The following is a 26,652-nucleotide window of genomic DNA, read 5'->3' as shown; positions in this document are numbered from 1 at the left end:
CCATGACCCAAGCGCTCATCGAACTCTCCGACCTCGGTTTCGCCTGGCCGGGCCATGGGCCGTTGCTGGACATTCCGGCCTTCCGGCTTGAGACAGGCGAAACCCTGTTCCTCAAGGGGCCCAGTGGCAGCGGTAAAACGACCCTGCTGGGGTTGCTGGGCGGTGTGCAAAAACCGGATCGGGGCACCATCCGGCTGCTCGGCCAGGAGCTGACTCAGCTTTCGGCCAGCGCCCGCGACCGCTTTCGAGTCGACCACACGGGCTACATCTTTCAACAATTCAATCTGTTGCCATTTCTGTCGGTGAGAGAAAACGTCGAACTGCCGTGTCACTTCTCGAAGCTGCGCACCGCACGGGCGACGCAGCGCCATGGCAGTGTCGAGCAGGCTGCAGTGACCCTGCTCGCTCACCTTGGGCTCAAAGATTCGCCGTTGCTGGAGCGACGCGCAGATTCGCTCTCCATCGGCCAGCAACAGCGAGTCGCTGCGGCGCGTGCCTTGATCGGTCAGCCTGAGCTCGTGATCGCTGACGAACCGACGTCGGCACTGGACGCCGACGCCCGGGAAGCTTTCATCCGGTTATTGTTCGCCGAATGCAGGGAAGCCGGGGCCAGCCTGCTGTTCGTCAGCCATGATCAGAGCCTGGCACCGCTGTTCGACCGCAATCTGTCATTGGCCGAGCTCAATCGCGCCGCCGTCGTCACCGAGGTTTGACATGTATCTTCTTCGCCTGGCGCTGGCCAGCCTCGCCAATCGCCGTTTCACGGCCTTTTTAACGGCGTTTGCCATCGCCCTCTCCGTTTGCCTGCTGCTGGCGGTGGAGCGGGTGCGTACCGAGGCTCGCGCCAGTTTCGCCAGCACCATCAGCGGTACGGACCTGATCGTCGGTGCCCGCTCGGGTTCGGTGAATCTGCTGCTGTATTCCGTGTTCCGCATCGGTAACGCCACGAACAATATTCGCTGGGACAGTTTCGAGCACTTTGCCAACAGCAAGCAGGTGAAATGGGCCATCCCGATTTCCTTGGGTGACAGTCATCGCGGCTATCGCGTGATGGGCACCAACTCGTCCTATTTCGAGCATTACCAGTACGGTCGGCAGCAGCATCTGGAAATCGCCGATGGCCGCCCCTTCGCCACCGATCCGTTCGAGGTGGTGCTGGGTGCCGAGGTCGCTGAGGCGCTGCATTACACACTCGGCGACAAGCTGGTACTGGCCCATGGCGTGGCGACGGTGAGCTTGGTCAAGCATGACGACAAGCCCTTTACGGTGGTCGGTATCCTCAAGCGCACAGGCACGCCGGTGGACCGCACGCTGCACATCAGCCTGGGCGGCATGGAAGCGATCCATATCGACTGGCACAACGGTGTGCCCGCGCAAGGCGCCGGCCGAATCAGCGCCGATCAGGCGCGTAACATGGACCTGACGCCGACCCAGATCACCGCGTTTCTGCTGGGCCTGAACAGCAAGATTTCCACCTTCGCATTGCAGCGGGAGATCAACGAATTCCGTGGCGAGCCGATGCTGGCGATCCTGCCGGGTGTGGCACTGCAAGAGCTATGGAGCCTGATGGGCACGGCGGAGAAAGCTCTGTTCGTGATCTCGCTGTTCGTGGTGCTGACCGGCCTGATCGGCATGCTGACGGCGATCCTTACCAGCCTCAATGAGCGCCGCCGGGAGATGGCCATCCTGCGTTCGGTGGGCGCGCGGCCGTGGCATGTTGCCAGCCTTCTGGTTCTCGAAGCCTTCGCACTGGCATTGGCTGGAGCAGTCAGCGGCCTGGCGTTGCTGTATGTCGGCATTGCTGCGGCTCAGGGCTACGTCCAGGCCAATTACGGGCTGTACTTGCCCCTGTCGCTGCCGAGCGCTTATGAGTGGACGTTGCTGGGCGGCATCCTCGCCGCGGCTCTGCTGATGGGCACGGTGCCCGCGTGGCGGGCGTACCGTCAGTCGCTGGCCGACGGCCTGTCGATCCGTTTATGAGGGTGTGATGATGCGTAAAGGGTGGCTGGTGTGGTCGTTGTTGTTCGCAAGCGCGTCGTGGGCACAAGACCTGCGGGTGCTGACATGGGAGGAGATGATCCCGCCCGATGCGCCCCCTGTGAAACTGATCACGGCACCGATACACGACCTCTCGAAAATGGCCGACACCCTTTCGGTGGAGTCCGCCCCTGCCGCCCATCAACTCGCGCCAGACGCGCCGGTAGTCAAGGCCCTCGACGGGCAGACGGTCCGCCTGCCCGGCTACATCGTGCCGCTGGAAGTCAGCGAAGAAGGCCGGGTGACGGACTTCCTGCTGGTCCCTTATTTCGGGGCCTGCATCCACGTGCCGCCACCACCGCCCAACCAGATTGTCCACGTCACCAGCGAACTGGGCGTCAAGGTCGACGAGCTGTACCAGCCCTATTGGATCGAAGGCCCCATGCAGGTCAAGTCCACCCGCACTGACCTGGCCGATGCGGGGTACCAAATGGAAGCGGACAAGATTTTGGTCTATGAGCTTCCAGATCAGTAATCGAAGGGCTTATGCCGCGAATGGAGGTGCTCCTGAAGGCGTCCACCCGATGGGATGGCGCTTGAAGACGATAGAAATGGCTGCATCCCCCCCTCGAGTGAGTTTCATCGCAGTCGAATTAAATGACCTTCCATTGAGCTGAATCAAAAAGCCCGCGCCACCCGCTCCGTACCATTAAGGCATCCCTTTCAAACGCCCTTACGGAGCCTTCCATGAACAAATACCTGCTTGGCGCGTCGTGCCTTGCGCTCGCCCTCGGCATTCCCGTTGTCGCCGAAGCCCACCAGGCTGGAGACATCATTGTGCGTGCCGGAGCCGCGACGACCGCTCCGAACGAGGACAGCGGCAACCTCAAGCTCGACGGCGCCAAGGCACCCGGTACCAAAGCCACGCTGGACAGCGACACCCAATTGGGCCTGACCTTCGCCTACATGCTGACTGACCACGTTGGCGTCGAGCTGCTGGCCGCGACGCCCTTTCAGCACACCGTCGGGGTAAAGGGCCTCGGCCCGGGCCTGGATGGCAAGTTGGCGGACGTCAAGCAATTGCCGCCGACGCTGTCCTTGCAGTACTACCCGCTGGACGCCAACTCCAGGCTCCAGCCGTATGCGGGCGTTGGGGTCAACTACACCTGGTTTTATGACGAGAACCTGAGCAGCAACCGTAAAGCCCAGGGGATGAACAACCTGAGCCTGAAAAACTCCTGCGGTTGGGCCGGTCAAGTGGGCATGGATTACATGCTGACCGACAAGATCATGATCAACGCCGCCGTCTGGTATGTCGATATCGACACCCAGGCCACTCTGGACGGCCCATCCGCCTTGGGCGTCGGCCGCACCAAGGTCAGTGTGGACGTGGACCCGTGGGTCTACATGGTCGGTTTCGGCTACAAGTTCTAAACGCTCTTGCCCCCAGCCAGACTGCCTGGGGAGCGTCAGAAAAGGCTCCGCTCACCGGAGCCTTTTTGCGTTTATGGGCTCAGCGCCCCAACAGGCGGGCCAACCCGGCGTTCAGCGGGGTCGGCTCTGGGACCTTGAAGCGCGCGAGCAAGCGGCGGTTGTCGGCTCGCGAATGTTTGATGTCGCCCGACCGCGCGGGCAGATAGGTCACCGGCGGAAGATCGCCCACGACTTGGCCGAACGCAGCCAGCAACTCATTCAACGAAGTGGTGGCATTGAGACCCACATTGACCGCCCCTTCTTCGATGCCCGGCATTTCCAGCCCTTGCACCACGATGTCGACGAGGTCTTCGACGTAGAAAAAGTCCCGAGTCTGTTCGCCATCGCCGAACACCGAAATCGGCAGCCCCTTCTCGGCCCGCTCGGCGAAGATGCTAATCACGCCAGAGTATGGCGAGGAAGGATCCTGCCGGGGCCCGAAAATATTGAAGAAGCGGAAGATCACCGGTTCCAGCGCGTGCTGACGCCGGTAGAAATCCAGATAGTGCTCGCTGGCCAGTTTGTCCGCAGCGTAAGGCGTCAGCGGGGCTTTGGGGGTGTCTTCGGTAATCGCCTCACCTTCGCCATTGTTGCCGTAGACGGCAGCGCTGGAAGCGAAAACGACACGCTGGATCCCGGCCAGGCGCATGGCCTCACAGACATTCAACGTGCCGACGAAATTGCTCTGGTGCGTTCTTACCGGGTCATCCACGGACGCCTGAACCGATGCCACCGCCGCCAGATGCGCCACCGCCCGACAACCTTTGGCAGCGTGCGCGACCAATGCGGCATCGGCAACGTCGCCCTCGATCAATTCGACCCGCGGGTTGTCCAGTGGCAGGTTGCTGCGTTTACCGGCAGACAGGTCATCCAGCACGCGCACCGCGTACCCCTTGGCCAACAAGGCGTCCACCAGATGCGAGCCGATGAAACCGGCGCCGCCGGTGATGAGAACAGGTGCGTCAGACATGACGGTAATAGCGGTCCAATAAGCTGGGCAAACCGGCACGCCATGCGCGGGGCTTGATACCAAAGGTGTGAAGGATTTTCTTGCAGGTGAGCACCGCGTTCTGCGGCTCTTCGGCAGCATCAGGGCTCGCGGCATGGGCTTGAGCGGTGGGTGCTTCGATTGCCAGCTCACGCATCAGTCGCGCTTCGGTCAGCACGGCCTGACCCAACGCCAGCGGCGTGGTGGCTTCGTGACCGGCGTAATGGTAGGTGCCCCACAAAGGCGCTGCGCAGTCGAGCTGTTTGAGCACCGAGATGATCACACGAGCCGCGTCATCGACGGGCGTCGGGTTGCCGCGGCGGTCGTCAGCGAGCAACAACTCGCCCGCCGTCTCGGCCCGGGTCAGGAAGCGACCGAGCACGCCATCGGCGCTGTCGTCCAGCAGCCAGCCGAAACGCACCAGCACATGCTGAGGGCACGCTGCGCGAACGCTCTGTTCGATACGCCACAATGCCTGGCCCCTGACGCCGAGCGGCATGGGTTCGTCTTTTTCACTGTAAGCCGTCGCCCGCGAGCCATCGAACACGCGATAGCTCGACGGCTGGACAAGAATGATATTGTGATGCTGGCACAGCTCGGCCAGACGCTCGACAGCACGCTCCTGGCCCTCCAGGCGTTCAGCACTCACGCTCTGCGACTGAAACCAGTCGTAGTAGTAGGCCAGGTTGATCAAGGCATCCGGGCGGGTGTCATCGAGCAGTTGCGTCAGGCTTGCCGCATCCCATCCGTCTTGCGGTGGACGCGGTGCGAGGAAGCCAATGTCCTCCTCGGCACCCAGACGAATCAACGCCTGCCCAAGGGCATTCCCACCGCCCAACAGCATAAGGCGCATTCGCATAGAGTCAGCAGGCTCGGTCTTGGATTCAATTGAAAAAGAAGTGAAAAACGGTCGCAAACATAACACGTACCAGGGACAAGCCCCAAGAGGTGCACGGGCTGCAATGCAATGGCGCCCCTTCTGTGCAGGCATTTGCCCATCGCTTGCCGTCCACGGCGAGAGGGGTGCAAGCGCCGATCGCCGGGCCTTGCATCTGCGGCCCGGCGCCCGCATAAAGCTCTCATGAATTTTCTCAAGTCCCCGGACCCGGTGCTTGACGCTTTTCACCCGGCGGTCAGCGACTGGTTCACGCACACCTTTGCCGCCGTCACCACGGCGCAGGCCCAGGCGTGGCCGCTGATCAAGCAGCGCCAATCCACCTTGATCGCAGCCCCTACGGGCTCGGGCAAAACCCTGACGGCGTTCCTTGCGGTAATCGACGATTTGGTTCACCAAGGCCTGGCCATGGGCGGGCAATTGCCTGACCAGACCTTCGTCGTGTATGTCTCCCCCCTCAAGGCGCTGTCAAACGACATCCAGATCAACCTTCAGCACCCGCTGGCCGGCATCACGGAGCAGCTCGAAAAGCAGGGCCTGCCGGGATTGCGGATCAGCACTGCCGTGCGCACCGGCGACACCCCGCAGAAAGAGCGCAACGCCATGCGCAAGTCCGCGCCACACATTCTGGTGACCACCCCCGAATCGCTTTACGTGCTGCTGGGTTCTGAATCGGGGCGACGCATGCTGTCGGGTACCCAAACAGTCATCGTCGATGAGATCCACGCGATCGCCGCCAGCAAACGCGGCAGCCACTTGGCACTCAGCCTGGAGCGTCTGCAGGCGCTGTGCGCCGAACCCTTGCTGCGGATCGGACTTTCAGCCACGCAAAAACCCATCGAGCGGGTGTCGCGCTTTCTGGTGGGGGCCGACCCGGTCAGCAGGCCCTGCGCCATTGTCGACATCGGCCATGCTCGCCCTCGCGATCTGGCCATTGAAGTCCCTCCCGTCCCGCTGAGCGCCGTGATGGCCAACGACGTCTGGCAACTGGTGTATGACCGTCTGGCCGAACTGACGCGCGAGCACCGGACCACGCTGATTTTCGTCAACACGCGGCGGCTGGCCGAACGCATGGCACGCCATCTGAGTGAGCGCTTGGGCAAGGAAGCCGTGGCGGCCCACCACGGCAGCCTGGCCAAGGAGCAGCGCCTGGACGCCGAGCAACGGCTCAAGCGCGGTGAATTGCAGGTCCTGATCGCCACGGCTTCACTGGAACTGGGGATCGATATCGGCGATGTCGACCTGGTGTGCCAGATCAGTTCCCCACGTTCCATCGCCGCCTTTCTACAACGCGTCGGACGTTCGGGCCACCATGTCGGCGGAACCCCCAAGGGGCGACTGTTTGCCATCTCTCGCGACGACCTGATCGAGTGCGCGGCCCTGCTGGACTGCGTACGCCGGGGCGAACTTGACACGCTGTCGATTCCGAAGGCTCCGCTGGATGTGCTGGCCCAGCAAATCATCGCCGAGGTCAGCTGCCAGGAGTGGGAAGAGCAGGCGCTGCTGGCGATGTTTCGCAAAGCGTTCCCCTACGCAGAAGTAGACGAAGGCCACTACCAAGCGCTGCTGGCCATGCTCGCCGAAGGCTACAGTGGCCGTCAGGGCGTGCGGGCCGCCTACCTGCACCGTGACGCCGTCACTCGCACGCTGCGGGGGCGCCGAGGCAGCAAGCTCACGGCAGTGACCAGCGGCGGGACGATTCCGGACAATGCCGACTACAGCGTGATCCTTGAGCCACAGGCTTTGAACATCGGCACGGTCAATGAAGATTTCGCAGTGGAAAGCATCGCTGGAGACATCTTCCAGTTGGGCAACACGTCGTACCGGATCTTGCGTGTCGAATCGGGCCGCGTACGGGTCGAAGACGCCCAAGGCGCACCGCCGAACATTCCATTCTGGCTCGGAGAAGCGCCTGGGCGCAGCGATGAACTCTCATTTGCCGTGGCGCGCTTGCAGGCGGCGATCGATCATCGACTCGGCGAGAGTTCCGGCCAGCCCGGCCCCTGCGTCGAATGGCTGATGAGCACCTTGGGCCTGGGCAACGACAGCGCCGAGCAATTGGTGGAGTACCTGGCGCGGGCGTACAACGTTCTGGGCGCGCTGCCCTCCCAGGACACGCTGGTCATGGAGCGCTTTTTCGACGAATCCGGCGGCACTCAACTGGTGATTCATACCCCATTCGGCAGCCGCATCAACCGCGCCTGGGGCCTGGCGCTGCGCAAACGCTTTTGTCGCACCTTCAACTTCGAACTCCAGGCGGCGGCCAGCGAAGACACCATCGTACTGTCGCTGTCTACCACCCACAGTTTTCCGCTGGACGAGGTCTGGCGTTACTTGCATTCCAACACTGCCGAGCACACGCTGACCCAGGCAGTGCTCGATGCACCGTTGTTCGGCGTGCGCTGGCGCTGGAATGCCGGTGTGGCGTTGGCCTTGCCGCGTTACGCAGGCGGGCGCAAGGTCGCACCGCAATTGCAACGGATGAAAAGCGAAGACCTGATCGCGACGGTCTTTCCCGACCAGATCGCCTGCCTGGAAAACCTGGTGGGCGAGCGTGAAGTCCCTGACCATCCCCTTGTCGAGCAGACCCTTGACGATTGCCTTCACGAAGCGATGGACGCCGAAGGCTGGCTGACGGTGTTGCGGCGCATGGAAACGGGTGAGGTCCGGCTGATCAGCCGTGACCTGCCGGCCCCTTCCCCGCTCGCCGCCGAGATCCTGAATGCCAAACCTTACACGTTCCTCGACGACGCACCGTTGGAGGAACGGCGCACCCAAGCCGTCCTCAGCAGACGCTGGAGCGACCCAGAATCGACCGACGACTTGGGCGCGCTGGACGATGAAGCCATACGTGCCGTGGCCGAGGAAGCCTGGCCACAGCCGCAGGGCGCTGATGAGATGCACGAAGCCTTGATGAGCCTGGGCTGTATCAGTGGCACCGAGGCCCGAGATCAAACCGGCTGGATGTCGTGGCTGGAAAGCCTTGCTCGTTCGGGCCACGCGACCCGGTTGCAGGTGACGCCCGATCAGGCCGTGTGGATTGCCTTGGAGCGCCTGGCATGTGTGCAGGCGGTCTATCCCTGCGCGGAAATGCATCCCACACTGGCCGCACTGCCTGGCTTCGATGAAACGTGGAACGAAGACGAAGCCAGGGTCGAACTGGTGCGTGCACGGCTCAGCGGGTTTGGTCCTCTGACGGTCCGCGCCATTGCCGAACCTTTGGCGTTATCGACCAGCGACATTGTTCAGGTGCTGACCCGTCTGGAAAGCGAAGGCTACGTCTTGCGAGGTCGCTTCAGCCCCGGTGCCGACGAAGAGCAATGGTGCGAGCGGCATCTGCTGTCCCGTATCCATCGCTACACCGTCAAGCGGCTGCGCCGGGAAATCGAACCGGTGTCGCTGCAAGACCTCGTGCGTTTCCTTTTCGACTGGCAGCATGTGTCGCGCGCGGCGCAAAGTCAGGGCAAAGCCGCGCTGCCAGAAGTGGTCGGCCAATTGGAAGGGTTTTCCGCAGCCGCCAGCGCATGGGACAGCGACATTCTCCCCGCGCGTCTGAAGGACTACTCCGCCCATTGGCTGGATGAACTGTGCCGCTCCGGCAAAGTGGTATGGATGCGTCTCACCAGCCGCAACAAGGTGAGCAGCGCCGCACTGAAAAGCACGCCTATTGTCCTGCTGCCCCGCCCACAGGTGCGACTGTGGAGCGCTCTTACCGAGCAACCGGCTCCCACCGAGTTGTCCCTGCGGGCACAGCGGGTGCATGAGGTGCTGTCGACTCAGGGCGCCATGTTCTTCGATGAACTCAGTGCCGAGGCGCACTTGCTGCGTACCGAATTGGAGAACGCTTTACAGGAGCTGGTGGGCGCAGGCCTGGTCAACGCTGACAGCTTCGCCGGCTTGCGCGCGCTCATTGCGCCCGCCAGCCGACGTACAGTGCCGTCCCATCGGCGCAATCGAGGGGCATTCATCGGCGGGATGGACGATGCAGGGCGTTGGGCATTGTTGCGGCGCGCGCCCGGTGGTCCGTCTCCGAAACCGGATAGCGATACCCTTGAACACATTGCCATGACGCTGCTGCGACGGTACGGCGTGGTGTTTTGGCGCCTGCTGGAACGCGAAGCGGACTGGCTGCCAAGCTGGCGCGAGCTGCTGCGTACCTTCCATCGCCTGGAGGCTCGTGGCGTGATTCGGGGCGGCCGATTCGTCGCCGGGCTCGCGGGGGAGCAGTTCGCGTTGCCCGAAGCGATTCCGGTGTTGCGAGAAGTGCGCAAACGGCCCTTGGACGGCAGCCTGATCGGTGTGAGTGGCGTCGATCCGCTCAACTTGGCGGGCACGCTGCTGCCAGGCGTCAAGGTCCCCGCGGTGGTCGGAAATCGATTGGTGTACTGCGACGGCGTACCCATTGCCGCCGTGATCGCCGGCAAGCCCCAATATTGGGGCGAGCTAGACGCCGAATTGATGCTGCAGGTGCGGGAACGGCTTTTCAGATGACCTCCACAACGCCTGAGTGATCGCCCCCCGGTTCGGCATCTTCCGGGGAGCGCACTGCCTCTAAGAGGCCATTCACACGAAGGGCCGTCAGATGGGGCTTTCCGAACCATCCTTGTTAACCACCGTGGCTTTGCCGGGCACAAGTGCTTGGCCGCTCCCCTCTTCCTGTGGGGGCTGAGGATTGTGCGGGCTCATCACGAGCTGTGGATAGGTCTGCGCGAAGCGGACGTCAGGCGCCTTGTCCACCAGACGCTTGAGTCGATCGTTGAAGGCACGGCTCACTGCATATTGCCCGCCCGATGAAGTCCGGAACTGGGCCGTGATCACGATACCGTTCATGTCCATGCGGTCCAGACCGAACACCTCCAATGGCCCCTGAAGTTTGCTCGACAGCAGGAAGTCATCGCTGATCGCCTGCCCGGCCTCACGGATGAGCGAGGTGGCCGAATCGATGTCCGAGTCGTACGTGAACTGGAACGAGAAGAAGGCATAGGCAAATTGTCGGGATTGGTTGGTCACTGCCTTGATTTGGCCAAAGGGCACCGAATGAACGAACCCTTTGCCGTCGCGCAACCGCAGCGTGCGGATGGTCAGGCTTTCCACAGTGCCGGCGTGCCCCGAATCCAGCACTACCCAGTCGCCGATAGAAATCGTGTCTTCAATGATGATGAACAGCCCGGTAATCACATCTTGCACCAATTGCTGCGAGCCGAAACCGATGGCCAGACCGACCACCCCTGCACCCGCCAGCAGAGGGGCAACGTTGATGCCGAGGTTGGCCATTGTGGTGATGGTGCAGATCACCACCAAAATGATTTTTATGGCATTGCGCAGCAGCGGCAGGATGGTCTTGACTCGGGTGCTGGGCTGACGCGCGGAACGGCCATTGGTGGGCGGCTTGAGCGCCTCCTGAATGGCCGTGTCCATGACGACCCACAGCAGCCAGGTCACCAGGAGGATCAGGCCGATACTGCTCAGTGAGTCACTGATGACCTTGCCCAAGGCGTTGCGCTGAGCAAACTCGAACAGCGAAAAACCCCAGATCCGTCCCAACAGCTCGATGAAGCCGATGGCCAGTCCGATTCGCAATACCGCATGCAGCAAACTGAGCAGCCGCTCCTTATAGACACGCCCTGTGCGAGCTTCCACCGGCTTGAACATGTGCTGGAAAAGCGTGCTGAGAAACACCGTCCCGATCAGCAGAATCGTAGTGAGGATCGCGCAGCGCAAAGCTTCCTGGCTGTCTTCTCCAGCGCCAATCAGACTTACCGCAGAGACCAGAATCATCAGCAAGATAGGCAAGTGCCACAGGCTCGAAAATATCTTTAGCGTTTGTTGCAATGCCGGCTGAGAAAGGCGGGCGCTCAATGGCCGGTTTCTGATCAGGTGCGCGACGGGGCGACGCATCCGAATCACTACGATGCAGAACATGATCGAGGCCATCAGCCCGGTAAATGCCGCAACACTTGTGGTGACATTGCCGCCAATCTGCCGAGAAATCTGCGGGCTGGTCAGTGCGTCGCTCAGGGCCGCAAAGAACCCGACAATGAATAGCGGGTGCGGCGCGTAGCCTCGAATGACCCGAACCGCCGGACGCTTGTGCCCAGCGTTGAACAGCATGATGACCGACATCAGCACCGACGTTGAGAAGATACCGCTGCTGGTGGAGTAGGCCAGGCACAGCGCCAGCGCGCGCCCGATCGACACTGGCATGAAGTGACTCACATACAGCGTGAGCGGAAGGCAAATCAGTGCCGGGATCATGTACGGCAACACGTAACTCAATACGCCATTGACCCGCTCACGCCTTTGAAGAAACCGATGCCGCGCCAAACGGCTGGCGGCAAACCTGCCGATCCAGTTCAGCAGGAGAAAAGCCCCAATCCAGACCGTCGACAGGATGAGGAAATCCCCCACCATTGCCCAACGTGAACGGGAGGAAGGTTTGTTGACCAGCACGCCCAATTCGTCGGCCGCACGATCGGCCCGCAATCGCCAGGAATCCAGCAGATGCTTGTCCAAATCAAGCTTGTCTTGGACGCTGTCAATGCTCGAACTGAGCGCCCCCAGCAGGCCGCCTTCGACCAGAATCTCCGGTTTTTCGGGCTCGGCCGGGGCATCTGCGGGCGCGCTCGATTGGGCCGTGGCTGCAGCGGGCGGATCTGCCGCCTGCACATTGAAGCTGCCGAAACCGAAGACGAGGAACAGAAACAGAACGGATTTGAAAAGATTCGACAAAACGCAGGTCACTCCCTGTCAGTCATGAGGACGGCAAAATCAAAGCCCTCAGGAACTGATCGAAATTTACCCTGCAAGTTCGGCGGTTTCAGCAAGCTTCATCTGCCGACTTCGGCCAACGATCTTGCAAAGCAGGAAATTTTCAAAAGCCGCTTGACCAAGGAGAACGATCGTTCTACCTTTAATTCCATGAACGCACCCCTGACTGATACACGCGAAAGAATTCTCGCGACGGCGGAACAACTCATTTATCGAAACGGGATTCATGCCACTGGCATGGACCTGCTGGTAAAGACATCCGGCGTGGCCAGAAAAAGTATTTACCGCTACTTCGCAACCAAGGATGAAGTCGCCGCCGCCGCGCTTAATGCCCGCGATGTGCGCTGGATGAACTGGTTCAGGACAGAATCCGATAAGGCCGACACCCCGCAAGGCCGCATCCTCAATATGTTTACGGTGCTCAAAGGCTGGTTCGAATCGGAAGGCTTCCACGGCTGCGCATTCATCAACACCGCGGGGGAAGTGGGCGATCCAAACGACCCAATCCGGCTGATCGCCAAGTTGCACAAGCAGAAACTGCTCGACTACACCCAGGAACTGACCGAGCAACTGAACATCGCGCAACCGGCAGTGCTGGCCAAACAGCTGCTGGTGCTCATGGAGGGCGCGATCACAACCGCCCGCGTCATGGGTGATTACGACGCCGCAGACAGCGCAAGGGATGTTGCGCAGTTATTACTGAAACAGGCCACTCCGCCATAGGGCCTGAGCTCCAAGAACGCTCCAATGACCGCTGTATCCAATTTCCCCTGGAGGCTCTGCCATGTCCAACGCTCAGACTCGCCCGCCACTTCCCCCTTTCACTCGTGAATCGGCCATCGAAAAAGTTCGACTTGCCGAAGACGGCTGGAACAGCCGTGATCCGGAAAAAGTATCGCTGGCCTATACCCTCGACACTCAATGGCGTAACCGCGCCGAGTTCGCCACCAACCGCGAGGAAGCCAAGGCCTTTCTGACGCGTAAATGGAAAAAGGAACTCGACTACCGCCTGATCAAAGAACTCTGGGCATTCACCGACAACCGCATTGCGGTGCGCTACGCCTACGAATGGCACGACGACTCCGGAAACTGGTTCCGCTCTTACGGCAACGAGAACTGGGAGTTCAACGAAGACGGCTTGATGCACCGCCGCTTCGCTTGCATCAACGACATGCCCATCAAAGAATCGGAGCGCAAATTCCATTGGCCACTGGGGCGACGTCCTGACACTCATCCTGGCCTGTCAGAACTGGGGCTGTAACGCCTGCCGCAAGGTTCGAGCACGGCACTTCGGTATGGGTGCCCCATTAAAAAGCCCCCGTGCAGCTAGGCTGTGCGGGGGCTTTTTTGATGCGTCAGCGCCGATAGGACGGTTCCTCAGAACGGAATGTCATCATCGAAACTGTCGAAATCAGGTGCAGGCTGAGGCGCTTGCTGTGGGGCCGGGCGCGACTCACGCTGCGGCTGTGGTGCCGATTGCGGGCGCGATTGCTGCGGACGAGGTGCGGAATTCTGATAGCCACCGCCACCCTGGCCCTGCTGCGCATCACCTTGAGGACGGCCGCCCAGCAGTTGCATGGTGCCCTGCATGTCGACAATGATCTCGGTGGTGTAGCGCTTAATGCCGTCTTTTTCCCACTCACGCGTCTGCAATTTACCTTCGATGTAGACTTGGGAGCCTTTGCGCAGGTACTCACCCGCGATTTCGGCGACCTTGCCGAACATCGAGACGCGATGCCATTCGGTCCGTTCGACTTTCTGGCCCGTCTGTTTGTCGGTCCATTGCTCGCTGGTCGCCAGACTCAGATTCGTCACGGCATTCCCGTTAGGCAGATAGCGAACTTCAGGATCCTGGCCGCATGTACCGACCAATATGACTTTGTTAACCCCACGGGCCATAACGTTCTCCTAGGCTTCACACGTTTCCGACGCTGGATTGACCACTTCGTCGAAAGACGCCCGATCCAACTGTTCTTTGTCAAATTTGATATAGATGGCGCCTTCGTCGACCACCACCACTGCATCTGTTACCCCACGCACCGCCAGTACACGATCGGCAAGCCCTGTATCGCGTTGAGCCTCGGGCGACAACGGCAGGCGAAGGCTGGTGACATAGGGGGGGTCACGCATGGTAACAGCAAATGCCAGCCAAATGGCGGCGAGCGCTGCGCCCCCCAGGAACACCCCATCCAACCCCCCATGCTGAAACAACCACCCGCCGAGAATGCCTCCCGCTGCCGACCCCAGAAACTGGCTAGTGGAGTAAATCCCCATCGCCGTGCCCTTGCCGCCTGCCGGAGAAACTTTGCTGATCAGCGAAGGCAGCGACGCCTCCAGCAGATTGAAGGCGGTGAAGAACACAACCGTACCGATCACCAGGGCCCGAAGGGTATTACCGAACTCCCAGAAAAACAGTTCGGTGAGCATCAGCACCACGACGGCACCGAGCAGGATACGCTTCATTTGGCGCTTCTTTTCGCCGTAGATGATGAACGGAATCATCGCGAAGAAAGAAATCAGCAACGCCGTGAGGTAAACCCACCAATGCTGCTCTTTCGGCAGCCCCGCCTTCTGGACCAATGCGAGCGGTAACGCCACGAAGCTGGACATCAGCATCGCATGCAGCGCGAAAATGCCCAGGTCGAGACGCAGCAAGTCTGGATGACGAAGCGTAGCGCCGAGGGCTTGCCTGGCCAGCCCGGACTCGCGATGTTGCAGCGTAACGGTGGACTTGGGCACCACGAACGCAACAATGAGGATACCGATCAACGCCATGGCGCCGGTGGCCAGAAATAGCCCGGACAAGCCGAATGCGCTGGTCAGGACCGGCCCCACCACCATCGCCACCGCAAACGAAACGCCGATGGTCATGCCGATCATGGCCATGGCTTTTGTCCGGTGCTGTTCGCGGGTCAAGTCGGACAGCAATGCCATGACGGCTGCGGAAATCGCGCCAGCTCCCTGGAGGATGCGCCCGGCGATGACTCCCCAGATCGAGGTCGATTGGGCTGCCAATACACTGCCCAGCGCGAACACCACCAGCCCGAGATAGATGATCGGGCGGCGACCGATACGATCGGAAATGATGCCGAACGGAATTTGCAGAACCGCTTGAGTCAGGCCATAGGCGCCAATCGCCAGGCCAATGAGCGCTGGGCTAGCGCCAGCCAGGTCCATGCCGTAGGTGGCCAGAACCGGCAGCACCATGAACATGCCAAGCATACGGAACGCGAACACCAGTGCCAGCCCGCCCGCCGCGCGGGTTTCGCTGCCACTCATGCGCTCGCTGTGAGAATCGTGCATGGAAGAACCTCATGTGAACCGGCGGCGATTCTACCAGTCCCATCGAGGGACAGCACATACGACGCTTTGCCGCGTATCGCAGGAATCTTCTTTTTTCCCGGTACGGCATCAAGCCCCTCAATAGTGTGCATCCATCCAGTATTTGGCCGTATACTCCTGCGTTTTACGCCCGCCGTGCGAGGCCACCTTGGACAAGATCCTGATTCGTGGGGCTCGAACCCACAACCTGAAGAACATCGACCTGACCCTGCCGCGCGACAAATTGATCGTGATTACCGGGCTTTCTGGATCCGGTAAGTCGTCGCTGGCGTTCGACACCCTGTATGCCGAAGGTCAACGCCGCTACGTCGAATCATTGTCGGCCTATGCGCGGCAATTCCTTTCCATGATGGAGAAACCGGACGTCGACACCATTGAAGGCCTGTCGCCCGCGATTTCCATCGAACAGAAATCAACGTCTCACAACCCACGCTCAACAGTCGGAACGATCACGGAAATTTACGACTACCTGCGCCTGTTGTATGCCCGCGTAGGAACCCCTCGTTGTCCGGATCACGATATCCCGCTCGAAGCCCAGACGGTCAGCCAAATGGTCGATCTCGTGCTGGCGGAGCCCGAGGGCCGCAAGCTGATGCTGTTGGCGCCGGTAGTGCGCGAGCGCAAAGGTGAGCACCTCGCAATTTTCGAAGAACTGCGCGCCCAAGGTTTCGTTCGTGCCCGAGTCGACGGCAAACTCTGCGAACTCGACGAGTTACCAAAGCTGGACAAACAGAAGAAGCATTCCATTGACGTCGTCGTCGACCGGTTCAAGGTTCGCTCAGATCTGCAGCAGCGCTTGGCCGAGTCTTTCGAAACTGCGTTGAAGCTGGCAGATGGCATCGCATTGGTCGCACCGATGGACGACGAGCCGGGTGAAGAGATGATTTTCTCCGCCCGCTTCGCCTGCCCTATCTGCGGTCATGCCATCAGCGAACTTGAACCCAAGCTTTTCTCGTTCAACAACCCAGCGGGCGCCTGTCCGACCTGTGACGGCTTGGGCGTCAAGCAATTCTTCGACGCGAAGCGGCTGGTAAACGGCGATCTGACATTGGCCGAGGGCGCCATTCGCGGGTGGGATCGGCGTAACGTCTATTACTTCCAAATGCTGGGCTCGTTGGCGCAACACTATGGCTTCAGCCTGGAGGTCCCGTTCAAGGAGCTGCCTGCTGACCAGCAGAAAGCCCTTCTGAATGGCAGCGGTACGCAAAACGTCGATTTCCGCTACCTGAACGACCGTGGCGACATCGTGAAGCGTGCGCACCCCTTCGAAGGGATCGTGCCCAATCTCGAACGTCGTTATCGCGAAACAGAATCCGTCACGGTTCGCGAAGAATTGGCAAAATTCCTCAGCACCCAGCCTTGCCCTGACTGCCGTGGCACCCGTCTGCGCCGCGAAGCACGCCATGTTTGGGTTGGCGACAAGACATTGCCCGCAGTAACCAGCTTGCCGATTGGCGACGCCACTGATTATTTCGGCGCGTTGAAACTTACGGGAAGGCGCGGAGAAATCGCCGACAAGATCCTCAAGGAAATCCGTGAGCGGCTGCAGTTCCTGGTAAACGTAGGCCTCGATTACCTGACGCTGGATCGCAGCGCCGATACGCTTTCCGGCGGGGAAGCACAGCGCATCCGCCTGGCGAGTCAGATCGGTGCAGGTCTCGTGGGCGTCATGTACATTCTCGACGAGCCGTCCATCGGCCTGCACCAGCGGGACAACGATCGGCTGCTCGACACCCTTCGTCATCTGCGCGATATCGGTAATACCGTGATCGTCGTCGAGCACGACGAAGATGCGATTCGCCTGGCCGATTACGTAGTGGACATCGGCCCGGGGGCTGGCGTGCACGGTGGCAGCATCGTGGCGGAAGGCACTCCACAGGATGTCATGGCGCACCCGGAATCGCTGACCGGTAAATACCTGTCAGGGCGCGTGAAGATCCAAGTGCCTGCCGAACGTACCCCACGCAACAAGAAACTCTCGCTCAAGATCAAGGGTGCGCGCGGCAACAACCTGCGTAACGTGGATCTCGAGATTCCTATCGGGCTGCTGACGTGCGTGACCGGGGTTTCGGGCTCGGGCAAATCGACGCTGATCAACAACACTCTATTTCCCTTGAGCGCCACGGCGCTGAATGGCGCGACCACGCTTGAAGCCGCAGCGCACGACAGCATCGATGGCTTGCAGCACTTGGACAAGGTCGTGGACATCGACCAGAGCCCAATCGGACGCACGCCACGCTCCAACCCGGCTACCTACACGGGGTTGTTCACGCCTATCCGCGAACTGTTTGCAGGCGTACCGGAATCCCGCTCACGCGGTTATGGCCCAGGCCGGTTCTCCTTCAATGTCAAAGGCGGCCGGTGCGAGGCGTGCCAAGGCGACGGGCTGATCAAGGTGGAAATGCACTTTCTGCCCGACATCTACGTGCCATGCGACGTCTGTAAGAGCAAGCGCTACAACCGCGAGACCCTTGAGATCAAATACAAGGGAAAAAGCATCCATGAAGTGCTCGAAATGACCATCGAAGAAGCTCGAGCGTTCTTTGACGCGGTGCCCGCATTGGCGCGCAAACTACAGACGTTGATGGACGTCGGGCTGTCCTACATCAAACTGGGGCAATCGGCGACGACGCTCTCAGGCGGCGAAGCGCAGCGTGTGAAGTTGTCTCGAGAGCTATCTAAGCGGGACACAGGGAAAACGCTGTACATCCTCGACGAGCCGACAACCGGGTTGCACTTCGCCGACATCCAGCAATTGCTCGACGTGTTGCACCGTTTACGTGATCACGGGAATACCGTGGTGGTGATCGAACACAACCTGGACGTGATCAAGACGGCGGACTGGCTGGTGGATCTGGGTCCCGAAGGCGGGTCGAAAGGCGGGCAAATCATCGCCACCGGCACACCGGAACAAGTGGCGGCAATGAAACAATCCTATACGGGGCACTACCTGAAACCGCTACTTGAGCGTGACCGCGCTTGATGGCGTGATTCGGAGGGAAACGAAAAAGCCCCTGCCAATGATTACCATGGCAGGGGCTTTTTTTTTTGCACAAATCAGAACTGGGATTGCAGGTAATTTTCCAGGCCAATGGATTTGATGAGGCCCAGCTGCTTTTCGAGCCAGTAGGTGTGATCTTCTTCAGTGTCGGCCAACTGCAGGCGAAGGATGTCGCGGCTGACATAGTCCTTATGCTGCTCGCACAGCGCGATGCCTTTACAAAGCGCAGCGCGCACCTTGTATTCCAGGCGAAGGTCGCTGGCAAGCATCTCAGGCACCGTCGTACCCACATCCAGATCATCAGGGCGCATCCGCGGCGTGCCCTCGAGCATCAGGATTCGGCGCATTAGCGCATCAGCGTGTTGCGCCTCTTCCTCCATCTCGTGATTGATGCGCTCATACAACTTGCTGAAACCCCAATCCTCGTACATCCGAGAATGAATGAAATACTGGTCGCGCGCAGCCAATTCGCCGGTCAGCAGCGTGTTGAGGTAGTCGATGACGTCCGGGTGGCCTTGCATCGCCGAGGATCTCCTTCATGAAAGACCATAGTGTGAACCAACATCCGTGCGAGGTCATCTCTCCATGGGCGAGAAAATGAAGAAAAATCGCGAATATTTGATATTTAGTGCCGAAAATGCCGATAAATGAGGAGAGTTCTCTTTATCACTAGCGATTAGCGCAATAACCTTTCTGCCAGAAGATAATGCGTTGTGTTTAACCCTAAACGCTGAAAACAAAAAACCGGGCACTGGGCCCGGTTTTTAGTAACGACTGACGTCTTACTCAGCAGCTTCTACAACGCCACCGACTGGACGATCGACCAGCTCGACATAGGCCATAGGCGCATTGTCGCCAGCGCGGAAACCGCACTTCAGGATACGCAGATAGCCACCTTCACGGCTCGCATAGCGCTTGCCCAGATCGTTGAACAGCTTACCAACGGCTTCTTTCGAACGAGTACGGTCGAAAGCCAGACGACGGTTAGCAACGCTGTCGTTCTTGGCCAAAGTGATCAGCGGCTCGGCAACGCGACGCAGCTCTTTGGCTTTTGGCAGAGTAGTTTTGATCAGCTCGTGCTCGAACAGCGACACCGCCATGTTTTGAAACATGGCTTTGCGGTGAGAGCTGGTACGGCTCAGGTGACGTCCACTTTTACGATGACGCATGGTTCATTCCTTACCAAACACAACGTTCGGTGATTACGACGATCAGGCAGTCGCCTTGTCGTCCTTCTTAAGACTTGCAGGCGGCCAGTTGTCGAGGCGCATGCCGAGGGAGAGACCACGAGAAGCCAGGACGTCCTTGATTTCAGTCAAGGACTTCTTGCCCAGGTTCGGAGTCTTCAACAGCTCTACTTCAGTGCGCTGAATCAGGTCACCGATGTAATAGATGTTCTCCGCCTTAAGGCAGTTGGCCGAACGTACGGTCAGTTCCAAATCGTCAACCGGACGAAGCAGGATTGGATCAATCTCGTCTTCCTGCTCGACTACAACCGGTTCGCTGTCACCTTTGAGGTCGACGAAGGCAGCCAACTGCTGTTGCAGGATGGTGGCTGCGCGACGGATGGCCTCTTCAGGGTCCAGGGTACCGTTGGTTTCCAGATCAATAACCAGTTTGTCCAGGTTGGTCCGCTGCTCGACACGGGCGTTTTCCACCACGTATGCGATGCGACGAACCGGGCTGAACGAAGAATCGAGCTGCAAGCGACCGATGCTGCGGCTTTCATCCTCATCGCTTTGACGCGAGTCTGCTGGCTCATAACCGCGACCACGAGCTACCACGAGCTTCATGTTCAGGGCGCCGTTGGACGCCAGGTTAGCGATTACGTGATCGGGGTTAACGATCTCGACATCATGATCCAGCTGAATATCGGCAGCGGTAACCACCCCCGAACCCTTCTTCGACAAGGTCAGCGTAACTTCGTCTCGACCGTGCAGCTTGATAGCCAGACCTTTCAGGTTCAACAGGATTTCAATGACGTCTTCCTGTACACCTTCGATCGCGCTGTACTCATGGAGTACACCGTCAATCTCGGCCTCGACTACTGCACAGCCGGGCATGGAGGACAACAGGATGCGGCGCAGCGCGTTGCCCAGGGTATGGCCGAAACCACGCTCGAGAGGCTCGAGCGTGATCTTGGCGCGGGTTGGACTGACAACCTGCACATCGATGTGGCGGGGTGTCAGAAACTCATTTACCGAAATCTGCATGGATGCACCTATTTTCTAGCCCTTACTTGGAGTAGAGCTCGACAATCAGGCTTTCGTTGATGTCGGCGGACAGATCACTGCGAGCTGGAACGTTTTTGAAGACGCCCGATTTCTTCTCAGTGTCTACTTCTACCCATTCTACGCGGCCACGTTGGGCACACAGATCGAGAGCCTGGACAATACGCAGTTGGTTCTTCGCCTTTTCGCGAATCGCCACGACGTCACCAGCACGAACCTGGTAGGAAGGAACGTTAACGGTTTTGCCGTTTACGCTAACCGACTTGTGCGATACCAGCTGACGCGATTCGGCACGAGTCGAACCAAAGCCCATACGGTATACAACGTTGTCCAGACGGCATTCGAGTAGTTGCAGCAGGTTCTCACCAGTAGCGCCTTTCTTGCTGGCAGCTTGCTTGTAGTAACCGCTGAACTGACGCTCGAGAACGCCATAAATACGACGGACCTTTTGCTTTTCACGCAATTGGGTACCGTAGTCGGACTGGCGACCGCGGCGTTGGCCGTGGATACCAGGTGCTGCTTCAATGTTGCACTTCGATTCGATAGCGCGCACGCCGCTCTTCAGGAAGAGATCGGTGCCTTCGCGACGAGCGAGTTTGCATTTTGGACCAATGTAACGAGCCATTCTTTACAATCTCCTGGATTACACGCGGCGCTTCTTCGGCGGACGGCACCCGTTATGCGGGATTGGCGTCACGTCGGTGATGCTGGCGATCTTGTAGCCACAGCCGTTCAAAGCACGGACAGCGGATTCACGACCTGGACCTGGGCCCTTGACGTTGACGTCGAGGTTCTTCAGGCCATATTCCAGCGCAGCTTGACCAGCACGCTCTGCAGCAACTTGAGCTGCGAACGGGGTGGACTTACGGGAACCGCGGAAACCCGAACCACCGGAGGTTGCCCAGGAAAGAGCGTTACCTTGACGGTCGGTAATGGTCACGATGGTGTTGTTAAAAGATGCATGGATGTGGGCGATGCCATCAACCACTGTCTTTTTAACTTTTTTACGAGGACGAGCAGCAGGTTTTGCCATGATTTAATTCCTGTCGATTCGCTGGCGCGATTACTTGCGGATCGGCTTACGCGGACCTTTACGGGTACGCGCGTTGGTCTTGGTACGCTGACCGCGTACTGGCAGACCACGACGATGACGCAGACCGCGATAGCAACCGAGGTCCATCAAGCGCTTGATTTTCATGTTGATTTCGCGACGCAGGTCACCTTCAGTGGTGAACTTCGCGACTTCGCCACGCAGCTGTTCAATTTGCTCGTCGCTCAGATCTTTGATCTTTGCTGCCGGGTTTACCCCGGTCACGGCACAGATTTTCTGTGCAGTCGTGCGACCAACACCATAGATGTAGGTCAGCGAGATAACAGTATGCTTGTTATCTGGAATGTTAACGCCTGCAATACGGGCCATTCAGTGGGACTCCAATTGACAGCTACCTACGCCCCGGAAGCCAAGAAATAGGGCGCGAGATAATATCGCTGTAATAACAAATAATCAACCCAGCAGCGCACTAGCTGCTGGGCTTATAGCACAGATCACAATCAGCCTTGGCGCTGCTTGTGACGTGGTTCCGCGCTGCAAATTACTCGAACGACACCTTCGCGGCGAATAATCTTGCAGTTACGGCACAGTTTTTTCACCGATGCACGAACTTTCATCACCAACTCCTCGAACCTTATGGGTGCTTCAGCGCAGCATTCCGCTGCCGTAGCCCTTCAGGTTGGCTTTCTTCATCAGGGATTCATACTGGTGCGAAACGAGGTGAGATTGCACTTGGGACATGAAGTCCATCACAACCACGACCACGATCAGCAACGAAGTCCCGCCAAGGTAGAACGGCACGTTTGCAGCCACGACCAGGAACTGGGGCAACAAGCATACGGCCATCATATAGAGAGCACCGAACATGGTCAGACGGGTCAGAACGCCATCGATATAGCGCGCAGACTGCTCACCAGGACGAATGCCCGGAATAAAGGCACCGGACTTCTTCAGGTTTTCCGCTACGTCTTTCGGATTGAACATCAACGCCGTGTAGAAGAAGCAGAAGAAAATGATCCCTGCACTAAACAGCAGAATATTCAACGGCTGACCAGGAGCGATCGACTGCGAGATATCCTGAAGCCAGCCCATACCCTCGGACTGACCAAACCAGGCACCCAGCGAAGCCGGGAACAGCAGAATGCTGCTTGCGAAAATGGCTGGAATAACACCAGCCATGTTCACCTTCAACGGCAGGTGGCTCGTCTGCGCCGCAAAGACCTTGCGGCCTTGCTGACGCTTGGCGTAATGGACAGCGATACGACGCTGACCACGCTCGATGAACACCACGAAACCGATGATCGCTACTGCCAACAAACCGATTGCGACCAAAGCGAAAATGTTGATATCACCCTGACGGGCAGACTCGAAAGACTGTCCGATCGCTCTCGGAAGACCGGCGACGATACCCGAAAAAATCAACATCGAGATACCGTTACCAACACCGCGCTCGGTAATCTGCTCGCCAAGCCACATCATGAAGAGTGCACCGGCCACAAAGGTGGTGACTGCCACGAAGTGGAAGCCGATATCAGCAGAGAAAGCAACGCCCTGACCGGCCAAGCCAATGGACATGCCAATAGCTTGAACCAGCGCCAGGACGACGGTGCCATAGCGGGTGTACTGGCTGATCTTGCGACGACCAGCCTCACCTTCCTTCTTCAACTGCTCCAGTTGCGGGCTGACAGCGGTCATGAGCTGCATGATGATCGATGCCGAGATGTACGGCATGATCCCCAGTGCAAAGATGCTCATGCGCTCCAGCGCACCACCGGAAAACATGTTGAACAGGCTAAGAATAGTCCCCTCATTCTGTCGAAACAGGTCAGCCAAGCGGTCAGGATTGATACCTGGAACTGGGATATGCGCACCGATCCGATAGACGATAATCGCCAGGAACAGGAAACGCAGACGAGCCCAGAGTTCGGACAACCCGCCGCTTTTGCTGAGCGCTGAGAGAGCACCTTGCTTAGCCATTTATTCCTCGAATTTGCCGCCAGCTGCTTCGATAGCCGCACGCGCACCTTTGGTGGCTGCGATACCTTTGAGGGTGACCGCGCGAGTAACCTCACCGGACAGCATGATTTTCACACGCTGTACGTTTTGGTTGATCACGTTGGCATCCTTCAGGGACTGCAAAGTGACGACGCCTTCAACCTTGGCCAGCTCGGAGGTGCGGACTTCTGCACGATCCATCGCTTTCAAGGAGACGAAGCCAAACTTAGGCAGACGACGATGCAAAGGCTGTTGACCGCCTTCGAAACCCGGAGCAATGGTGCCACCGGAGCGGGAGGTTTGACCTTTGTGGCCACGGCCACCGGTCTTACCCAAACCGCTACCGATACCACGGCCCGGACGATGCTTCTCGCGGCGGGAACCCGGCGCAGGACTCAGATCATTGAGTTTCATCGATTAACCCTCGACGCGCAGCATGTAGTAAGCCTTATTGATCATCCCTCGATTTTCCGGGGTGTCAGCGACTTCTACAGTGTGACCGATGCGACGCAGACCCAGACCCTTAACGCACAATTTGTGGCTAGGGATGCGGCCGCTGACGCTCTTGACCAGCGTTACTTTTACGGTAGCCATGATCAGATGATCTCCTCAACGTTCAGGCCGCGCTTGGCAGCGATGGACTCAGGAGACTGCATGGACTTCAAACCCTTGAACGTTGCGTGAACAACGTTGACCGGATTGGTCGAACCGTAGCACTTAGCCAGGACGTTCTGAACACCTGCCACTTCCAGAACAGCACGCATGGCGCCGCCGGCGATGATACCGGTACCTTCAGAAGCAGGCTGCATGTAAACCTTCGAAGCACCGTGAGCGGACTTCATGGCGTACTGCAGCGTGGTACCGTTCAGATCGACTTGGATCATGTTGCGGCGGGCAGCTTCCATGGCCTTCTGAATTGCAGCAGGCACTTCACGGGATTTGCCACGGCCGAAGCCAACACGACCTTTACCATCACCCACCACGGTCAACGCGGTGAAAGTGAAGATACGGCCGCCTTTTACGGTTTTTGCTACGCGATTAACCTGAACCAGCTTCTCGATGTAGCCTTCGTCGCGTTTTTGGTCGTTATTTGCCATAACTTAGAACTCCAGCCCGCCTTCACGAGCAGCATCAGCCAGCGCCTTGACGCGACCGTGGTACTTGAAGCCAGAACGATCAAAAGCCACTTGAGATACACCAGCGGCTTTCGCGCGCTCAGCGATCAGCTGGCCAACTTTAGTGGCCGCGTCGATGTTGCCAGTGGCCCCATCACGCAGTTCTTTGTCCAAAGTCGAAGCGTTTGCCAGGACTTTGCTGCCGTCGGCCGAGATGACCTGGGCATAAATGTGCTGCGAAGAGCGGTACACGCAGAGACGCACGACTTCGAGTTCGTGCATTTTCAGGCGTGCTTTGCGAGCGCGACGCAGTCGGGTAACTTTTTTGACGGTCATTTGCTATGCCCTACTTCTTCTTGGCTTCTTTACGACGGACAACTTCGTCCGCGTAACGCACGCCTTTGCCTTTGTACGGCTCTGGACGACGGAAATCGCGGATTTCCGCGGCCACTTGACCAACCAGTTGCTTGTCGATGCCCTTGATCAGGATATCGGTCTGGCTTGGAGTCTCAGCGGTAACGCCTTCCGGCAGTTCGTAATCCACTGGGTGCGAGAAGCCGAGAGCCAGGTTCAGGATTTTGCCTTTAGCCTGGGCCTTGTAACCAACACCGACCAGCTGGAGCTTACGCTCAAAGCCTTGGCTTACGCCCTGGACCATGTTGTTGACCAATGCACGAGTGGTACCGGCCATTGCGCGAGTCTGTTGATCGCCGTTGCGAGCAGCAAAACGCAGCTCACCGGACTCTTCAACGATTTCGACGGACGAATGAACGTTCAGGTCGAGAGTGCCCTTGGCACCCTTCACCGACAGTTGCTGGCCGACGAGCTTGACTTCGACGCCTGCTGGCAACTTAACGGGGTTCTTAGCTACGCGTGACATGCTTATCCCCCCTTAGAACACAGTGCAAAGCACTTCGCCGCCAACACCGGCAGCGCGCGCAGCACGATCAGTCATCACACCTTTGTTGGTGGAGACGATAGACACACCGAGACCGCCACGAACTTTTGGCAGATCATCGACGGACTTGTACTGGCGCAGGCCTGGACGGCTGACGCGCTTGACTTCTTCGATGACTGGACGGCCTTCGAAGTATTTCAGCTCGATGGACAGCAGTGGCTTGGTTTCGCTGCTGATCTGATAACCCGCAATGTAACCTTCGTCTTTCAAGACTTTGGCCACAGCCACCTTCAACGAGGAGGATGGCATGCTTACGACGGACTTTTCAGCCATCTGGGCATTACGGATACGAGTTAGCATGTCCGCTAACGGGTCCTGCATACTCATGGGCTAGACGCTCCTGATACAAAAAAATTGAGCCTTGCGGCTACAGCTATCGCCTCAATATTCCGGGCACGTAAAAAACACGGACTCTGGCGAGCCGGCAATTCTAGACGTACCCCAGAAACGAATCAAGCCCCAAAAGGGGCTTGATCAGCTTCAAGTGTCGCGCTGGTCGGAAACAAATGCCCCTCGCAGCGTGAAACGAGAAATGCGAATTACCAGCTGGCTTTAACCAGGCCTGGTACGTCACCGCGCATGGCAGCTTCACGCAGCTTGTTACGGGCGAGGCCGAACTTGCGGTAAACACCGTGCGGACGACCAGTCAGGCGGCAACGGTTACGCATGCGCGAAGCGCTTGCGTCACGTGGTTGCTTCTGCAGCGCAACGGTGGCTTCCCAACGTGCTTCTGGACTTGCGTTCAGATCCACGATGATAGCTTTCAGTGCTGCACGCTTGGTGGCGTACTTGGCAACGGTGAGCTGACGCTTCAGCTCACGATTTTTCATGCTCTTCTTGGCCATGGTCCTACTCCAA

Annotated in this window: 28 protein-coding genes; 8 read left to right on the top strand and 20 right to left on the bottom strand. The window is 58.9% G+C overall.

The features are described from left to right. Positions 1-2 precede the first annotated feature (2 nt). The 4 genes from N5D61_RS22315 (at position 3) to N5D61_RS22300 (ending at position 3,411) form a co-directional block, all read left to right on the top strand. Positions 3-713 (top strand): ABC transporter ATP-binding protein, encoded by a 711-nt coding sequence (locus N5D61_RS22315; RefSeq protein WP_108239516.1) that lies wholly within the window; start codon positions 3-5, stop codon positions 711-713. A 1-nt stretch (position 714) separates the two neighbouring features. Next, a complete protein-coding gene (locus N5D61_RS22310; RefSeq protein WP_108239515.1) occupies positions 715-1,980 on the top strand; it encodes an ABC transporter permease in 1,266 nt (421 codons plus the stop codon). Positions 1,981-1,990: 10 nt separating this feature from the next. Continuing rightward, entirely contained in the window at positions 1,991-2,512 is a 522-nt protein-coding gene (locus tag N5D61_RS22305; protein WP_177411112.1) for a DUF3299 domain-containing protein, read from the top strand. Between the two features lie 212 nt (positions 2,513-2,724). Next, entirely contained in the window at positions 2,725-3,411 is a 687-nt protein-coding gene (locus N5D61_RS22300) for an OmpW family outer membrane protein (RefSeq protein WP_279894246.1), read from the top strand. 79 nt (positions 3,412-3,490) lie between these two features. On the opposite strand, the gene N5D61_RS22295 is transcribed toward N5D61_RS22300, so the two are convergent. Next, positions 3,491-4,420: an NAD-dependent epimerase/dehydratase family protein gene (locus N5D61_RS22295; RefSeq protein ID WP_108239512.1), complete on the bottom strand. Its 930-nt coding sequence runs from the start codon at positions 4,418-4,420 to the stop codon at positions 3,491-3,493. After that, on the bottom strand, positions 4,413-5,297 hold the full coding sequence (locus tag N5D61_RS22290) for a sugar nucleotide-binding protein (RefSeq protein WP_108239511.1): 885 nt from the start codon (positions 5,295-5,297) through the stop codon (positions 4,413-4,415). The genes N5D61_RS22295 and N5D61_RS22290 overlap by 8 nt, the downstream gene beginning before the upstream one ends. 222 nt (positions 5,298-5,519) lie before the next feature. Between N5D61_RS22290 and N5D61_RS22285 the strand changes: the two genes are divergently transcribed. Then, entirely contained in the window at positions 5,520-9,824 is a 4,305-nt protein-coding gene (locus tag N5D61_RS22285) for a DEAD/DEAH box helicase (RefSeq protein ID WP_279894245.1), read from the top strand. Between the two features lie 87 nt (positions 9,825-9,911). Here the strand turns inward: N5D61_RS22285 and N5D61_RS22280 are convergent, their stop codons facing one another. Next, complete coding sequence (locus N5D61_RS22280) at positions 9,912-12,062, bottom strand: mechanosensitive ion channel domain-containing protein (protein ID WP_347881584.1); 2,151 nt, start codon at positions 12,060-12,062, stop codon at positions 9,912-9,914. A gap of 189 nt (positions 12,063-12,251) precedes the next feature. Here N5D61_RS22280 and N5D61_RS22275 point away from each other — a divergent pair, with 189 nt between their 5' ends. Both N5D61_RS22275 and N5D61_RS22270 read left to right on the top strand, forming a co-directional pair. Then, a complete protein-coding gene (locus tag N5D61_RS22275) occupies positions 12,252-12,824 on the top strand; it encodes a TetR family transcriptional regulator (RefSeq protein WP_279894274.1) in 573 nt (190 codons plus the stop codon). A gap of 61 nt (positions 12,825-12,885) precedes the next feature. After that, positions 12,886-13,362: a nuclear transport factor 2 family protein gene (locus N5D61_RS22270; protein ID WP_108239509.1), complete on the top strand. Its 477-nt coding sequence runs from the start codon at positions 12,886-12,888 to the stop codon at positions 13,360-13,362. A gap of 116 nt (positions 13,363-13,478) precedes the next feature. Here N5D61_RS22270 and N5D61_RS22265 read toward each other — a convergent pair whose 3' ends face one another. Both N5D61_RS22265 and N5D61_RS22260 read right to left on the bottom strand, forming a co-directional pair. After that, a complete protein-coding gene (locus N5D61_RS22265) occupies positions 13,479-14,000 on the bottom strand; it encodes a single-stranded DNA-binding protein (protein ID WP_108239508.1) in 522 nt (173 codons plus the stop codon). Between the two features lie 9 nt (positions 14,001-14,009). Continuing rightward, positions 14,010-15,404: an MFS transporter gene (locus N5D61_RS22260; RefSeq protein WP_279894243.1), complete on the bottom strand. Its 1,395-nt coding sequence runs from the start codon at positions 15,402-15,404 to the stop codon at positions 14,010-14,012. Between the two features lie 187 nt (positions 15,405-15,591). Between N5D61_RS22260 and uvrA the strand changes: the two genes are divergently transcribed. After that, positions 15,592-18,426: an excinuclease ABC subunit UvrA gene (gene uvrA, locus N5D61_RS22255; RefSeq protein WP_279894242.1), complete on the top strand. Its 2,835-nt coding sequence runs from the start codon at positions 15,592-15,594 to the stop codon at positions 18,424-18,426. A 74-nt stretch (positions 18,427-18,500) separates the two neighbouring features. Here the strand turns inward: uvrA and bfr are convergent, their stop codons facing one another. The 15 genes from bfr to rpsN form a co-directional block, all read right to left on the bottom strand. Then, positions 18,501-18,965: a bacterioferritin gene (gene bfr / locus N5D61_RS22250; protein ID WP_108240395.1), complete on the bottom strand. Its 465-nt coding sequence runs from the start codon at positions 18,963-18,965 to the stop codon at positions 18,501-18,503. Positions 18,966-19,226: 261 nt separating this feature from the next. Beyond that, entirely contained in the window at positions 19,227-19,613 is a 387-nt protein-coding gene (gene rplQ, locus N5D61_RS22245) for a 50S ribosomal protein L17 (RefSeq protein ID WP_279894241.1), read from the bottom strand. Between the two features lie 42 nt (positions 19,614-19,655). Further along, complete coding sequence (rpoA, locus tag N5D61_RS22240) at positions 19,656-20,657, bottom strand: DNA-directed RNA polymerase subunit alpha (protein WP_007970428.1); 1,002 nt, start codon at positions 20,655-20,657, stop codon at positions 19,656-19,658. A 22-nt stretch (positions 20,658-20,679) separates the two neighbouring features. Then, the gene (gene rpsD / locus N5D61_RS22235) at positions 20,680-21,300 is read right to left on the bottom strand and encodes a 30S ribosomal protein S4 (protein WP_108240397.1); all 621 of its coding nucleotides are present in this window, start codon (positions 21,298-21,300) and stop codon (positions 20,680-20,682) included. Positions 21,301-21,318: 18 nt separating this feature from the next. Continuing rightward, positions 21,319-21,708: a 30S ribosomal protein S11 gene (gene rpsK, locus N5D61_RS22230; protein WP_002555466.1), complete on the bottom strand. Its 390-nt coding sequence runs from the start codon at positions 21,706-21,708 to the stop codon at positions 21,319-21,321. Positions 21,709-21,738: 30 nt separating this feature from the next. Continuing rightward, positions 21,739-22,095: a 30S ribosomal protein S13 gene (rpsM, locus tag N5D61_RS22225; RefSeq protein WP_003186020.1), complete on the bottom strand. Its 357-nt coding sequence runs from the start codon at positions 22,093-22,095 to the stop codon at positions 21,739-21,741. Between the two features lie 131 nt (positions 22,096-22,226). After that, positions 22,227-22,343, bottom strand: coding sequence for a 50S ribosomal protein L36 (gene rpmJ / locus N5D61_RS22220; protein ID WP_002555468.1), 117 nt, complete (start codon positions 22,341-22,343; stop codon positions 22,227-22,229). 28 nt (positions 22,344-22,371) lie between these two features. Beyond that, positions 22,372-23,703 carry a preprotein translocase subunit SecY gene (secY, locus tag N5D61_RS22215; protein WP_062384496.1) on the bottom strand — a complete coding sequence of 444 codons (1,332 nt, stop codon included), beginning with the start codon at positions 23,701-23,703 and terminating at the stop codon, positions 22,372-22,374. Then, a complete protein-coding gene (gene rplO / locus N5D61_RS22210; RefSeq protein WP_108240398.1) occupies positions 23,704-24,135 on the bottom strand; it encodes a 50S ribosomal protein L15 in 432 nt (143 codons plus the stop codon). A 3-nt stretch (positions 24,136-24,138) separates the two neighbouring features. Beyond that, complete coding sequence (gene rpmD, locus N5D61_RS22205) at positions 24,139-24,315, bottom strand: 50S ribosomal protein L30 (RefSeq protein ID WP_108240399.1); 177 nt, start codon at positions 24,313-24,315, stop codon at positions 24,139-24,141. Positions 24,316-24,317: 2 nt separating this feature from the next. Then, positions 24,318-24,818, bottom strand: coding sequence for a 30S ribosomal protein S5 (rpsE, locus tag N5D61_RS22200; RefSeq protein WP_108240400.1), 501 nt, complete (start codon positions 24,816-24,818; stop codon positions 24,318-24,320). Between the two features lie 3 nt (positions 24,819-24,821). Beyond that, positions 24,822-25,172: a 50S ribosomal protein L18 gene (gene rplR, locus N5D61_RS22195; RefSeq protein WP_037017727.1), complete on the bottom strand. Its 351-nt coding sequence runs from the start codon at positions 25,170-25,172 to the stop codon at positions 24,822-24,824. A 10-nt stretch (positions 25,173-25,182) separates the two neighbouring features. After that, positions 25,183-25,716, bottom strand: coding sequence for a 50S ribosomal protein L6 (gene rplF, locus N5D61_RS22190; protein WP_108240401.1), 534 nt, complete (start codon positions 25,714-25,716; stop codon positions 25,183-25,185). A gap of 12 nt (positions 25,717-25,728) precedes the next feature. After that, a complete protein-coding gene (gene rpsH, locus N5D61_RS22185; RefSeq protein ID WP_108240402.1) occupies positions 25,729-26,121 on the bottom strand; it encodes a 30S ribosomal protein S8 in 393 nt (130 codons plus the stop codon). A gap of 212 nt (positions 26,122-26,333) precedes the next feature. Continuing rightward, positions 26,334-26,639: a 30S ribosomal protein S14 gene (rpsN, locus tag N5D61_RS22180; protein WP_108240403.1), complete on the bottom strand. Its 306-nt coding sequence runs from the start codon at positions 26,637-26,639 to the stop codon at positions 26,334-26,336. Positions 26,640-26,652: the final 13 nt, after the last annotated feature.

The sequence above is a fragment of the Pseudomonas sp. GD03842 genome (assembly GCF_029841165.1).
Classification (GTDB): Bacteria; Pseudomonadota; Gammaproteobacteria; order Pseudomonadales; family Pseudomonadaceae; genus Aquipseudomonas.
Note: the sequence above shows the minus strand (reverse complement) of the source record. Positions and strands in the feature narration are given on the sequence as shown.

Excerpts from the sequence above, each read along its gene's own strand:
- rplO (WP_108240398.1), bottom strand. The coding sequence starts at position 24,135 with ATGAAACTCAATGATCTGAGTCCTGCGCCGGGTTCCCGCCGCGAGAAG.
- rpsE (WP_108240400.1), bottom strand. The coding sequence starts at position 24,818 with ATGGCAAATAACGACCAAAAACGCGACGAAGGCTACATCGAGAAGCTG.
- rpsH (WP_108240402.1), bottom strand. The coding sequence starts at position 26,121 with ATGAGTATGCAGGACCCGTTAGCGGACATGCTAACTCGTATCCGTAAT.
- rplR (WP_037017727.1), bottom strand. The coding sequence starts at position 25,172 with ATGACCGTCAAAAAAGTTACCCGACTGCGTCGCGCTCGCAAAGCACGC.
- N5D61_RS22260 (WP_279894243.1), bottom strand. The coding sequence starts at position 15,404 with ATGCACGATTCTCACAGCGAGCGCATGAGTGGCAGCGAAACCCGCGCG.
- N5D61_RS22300 (WP_279894246.1), top strand. The coding sequence starts at position 2,725 with ATGAACAAATACCTGCTTGGCGCGTCGTGCCTTGCGCTCGCCCTCGGC.
- rpsK (WP_002555466.1), bottom strand. The coding sequence starts at position 21,708 with ATGGCAAAACCTGCTGCTCGTCCTCGTAAAAAAGTTAAAAAGACAGTG.
- secY (WP_062384496.1), bottom strand. The coding sequence starts at position 23,703 with ATGGCTAAGCAAGGTGCTCTCTCAGCGCTCAGCAAAAGCGGCGGGTTG.
- rpmD (WP_108240399.1), bottom strand. The coding sequence starts at position 24,315 with ATGGCTACCGTAAAAGTAACGCTGGTCAAGAGCGTCAGCGGCCGCATC.
- N5D61_RS22270 (WP_108239509.1), top strand. The coding sequence starts at position 12,886 with ATGTCCAACGCTCAGACTCGCCCGCCACTTCCCCCTTTCACTCGTGAA.
- rplF (WP_108240401.1), bottom strand. The coding sequence starts at position 25,716 with ATGTCACGCGTAGCTAAGAACCCCGTTAAGTTGCCAGCAGGCGTCGAA.
- N5D61_RS22265 (WP_108239508.1), bottom strand. The coding sequence starts at position 14,000 with ATGGCCCGTGGGGTTAACAAAGTCATATTGGTCGGTACATGCGGCCAG.
- bfr (WP_108240395.1), bottom strand. The coding sequence starts at position 18,965 with ATGCAAGGCCACCCGGACGTCATCGACTACCTCAACACGCTGCTGACC.
- N5D61_RS22275 (WP_279894274.1), top strand. The coding sequence starts at position 12,252 with ATGAACGCACCCCTGACTGATACACGCGAAAGAATTCTCGCGACGGCG.
- rpsN (WP_108240403.1), bottom strand. The coding sequence starts at position 26,639 with ATGGCCAAGAAGAGCATGAAAAATCGTGAGCTGAAGCGTCAGCTCACC.
- N5D61_RS22285 (WP_279894245.1), top strand. The coding sequence starts at position 5,520 with ATGAATTTTCTCAAGTCCCCGGACCCGGTGCTTGACGCTTTTCACCCG.
- N5D61_RS22290 (WP_108239511.1), bottom strand. The coding sequence starts at position 5,297 with ATGCGAATGCGCCTTATGCTGTTGGGCGGTGGGAATGCCCTTGGGCAG.
- N5D61_RS22305 (WP_177411112.1), top strand. The coding sequence starts at position 1,991 with ATGCGTAAAGGGTGGCTGGTGTGGTCGTTGTTGTTCGCAAGCGCGTCG.
- rpsM (WP_003186020.1), bottom strand. The coding sequence starts at position 22,095 with ATGGCCCGTATTGCAGGCGTTAACATTCCAGATAACAAGCATACTGTT.
- rpoA (WP_007970428.1), bottom strand. The coding sequence starts at position 20,657 with ATGCAGATTTCGGTAAATGAGTTTCTGACACCCCGCCACATCGATGTG.
- N5D61_RS22310 (WP_108239515.1), top strand. The coding sequence starts at position 715 with ATGTATCTTCTTCGCCTGGCGCTGGCCAGCCTCGCCAATCGCCGTTTC.
- N5D61_RS22315 (WP_108239516.1), top strand. The coding sequence starts at position 3 with ATGACCCAAGCGCTCATCGAACTCTCCGACCTCGGTTTCGCCTGGCCG.
- rpmJ (WP_002555468.1), bottom strand. The coding sequence starts at position 22,343 with ATGAAAGTTCGTGCATCGGTGAAAAAACTGTGCCGTAACTGCAAGATT.
- rpsD (WP_108240397.1), bottom strand. The coding sequence starts at position 21,300 with ATGGCTCGTTACATTGGTCCAAAATGCAAACTCGCTCGTCGCGAAGGC.
- N5D61_RS22295 (WP_108239512.1), bottom strand. The coding sequence starts at position 4,420 with ATGTCTGACGCACCTGTTCTCATCACCGGCGGCGCCGGTTTCATCGGC.
- rplQ (WP_279894241.1), bottom strand. The coding sequence starts at position 19,613 with ATGCGTCATCGTAAAAGTGGACGTCACCTGAGCCGTACCAGCTCTCAC.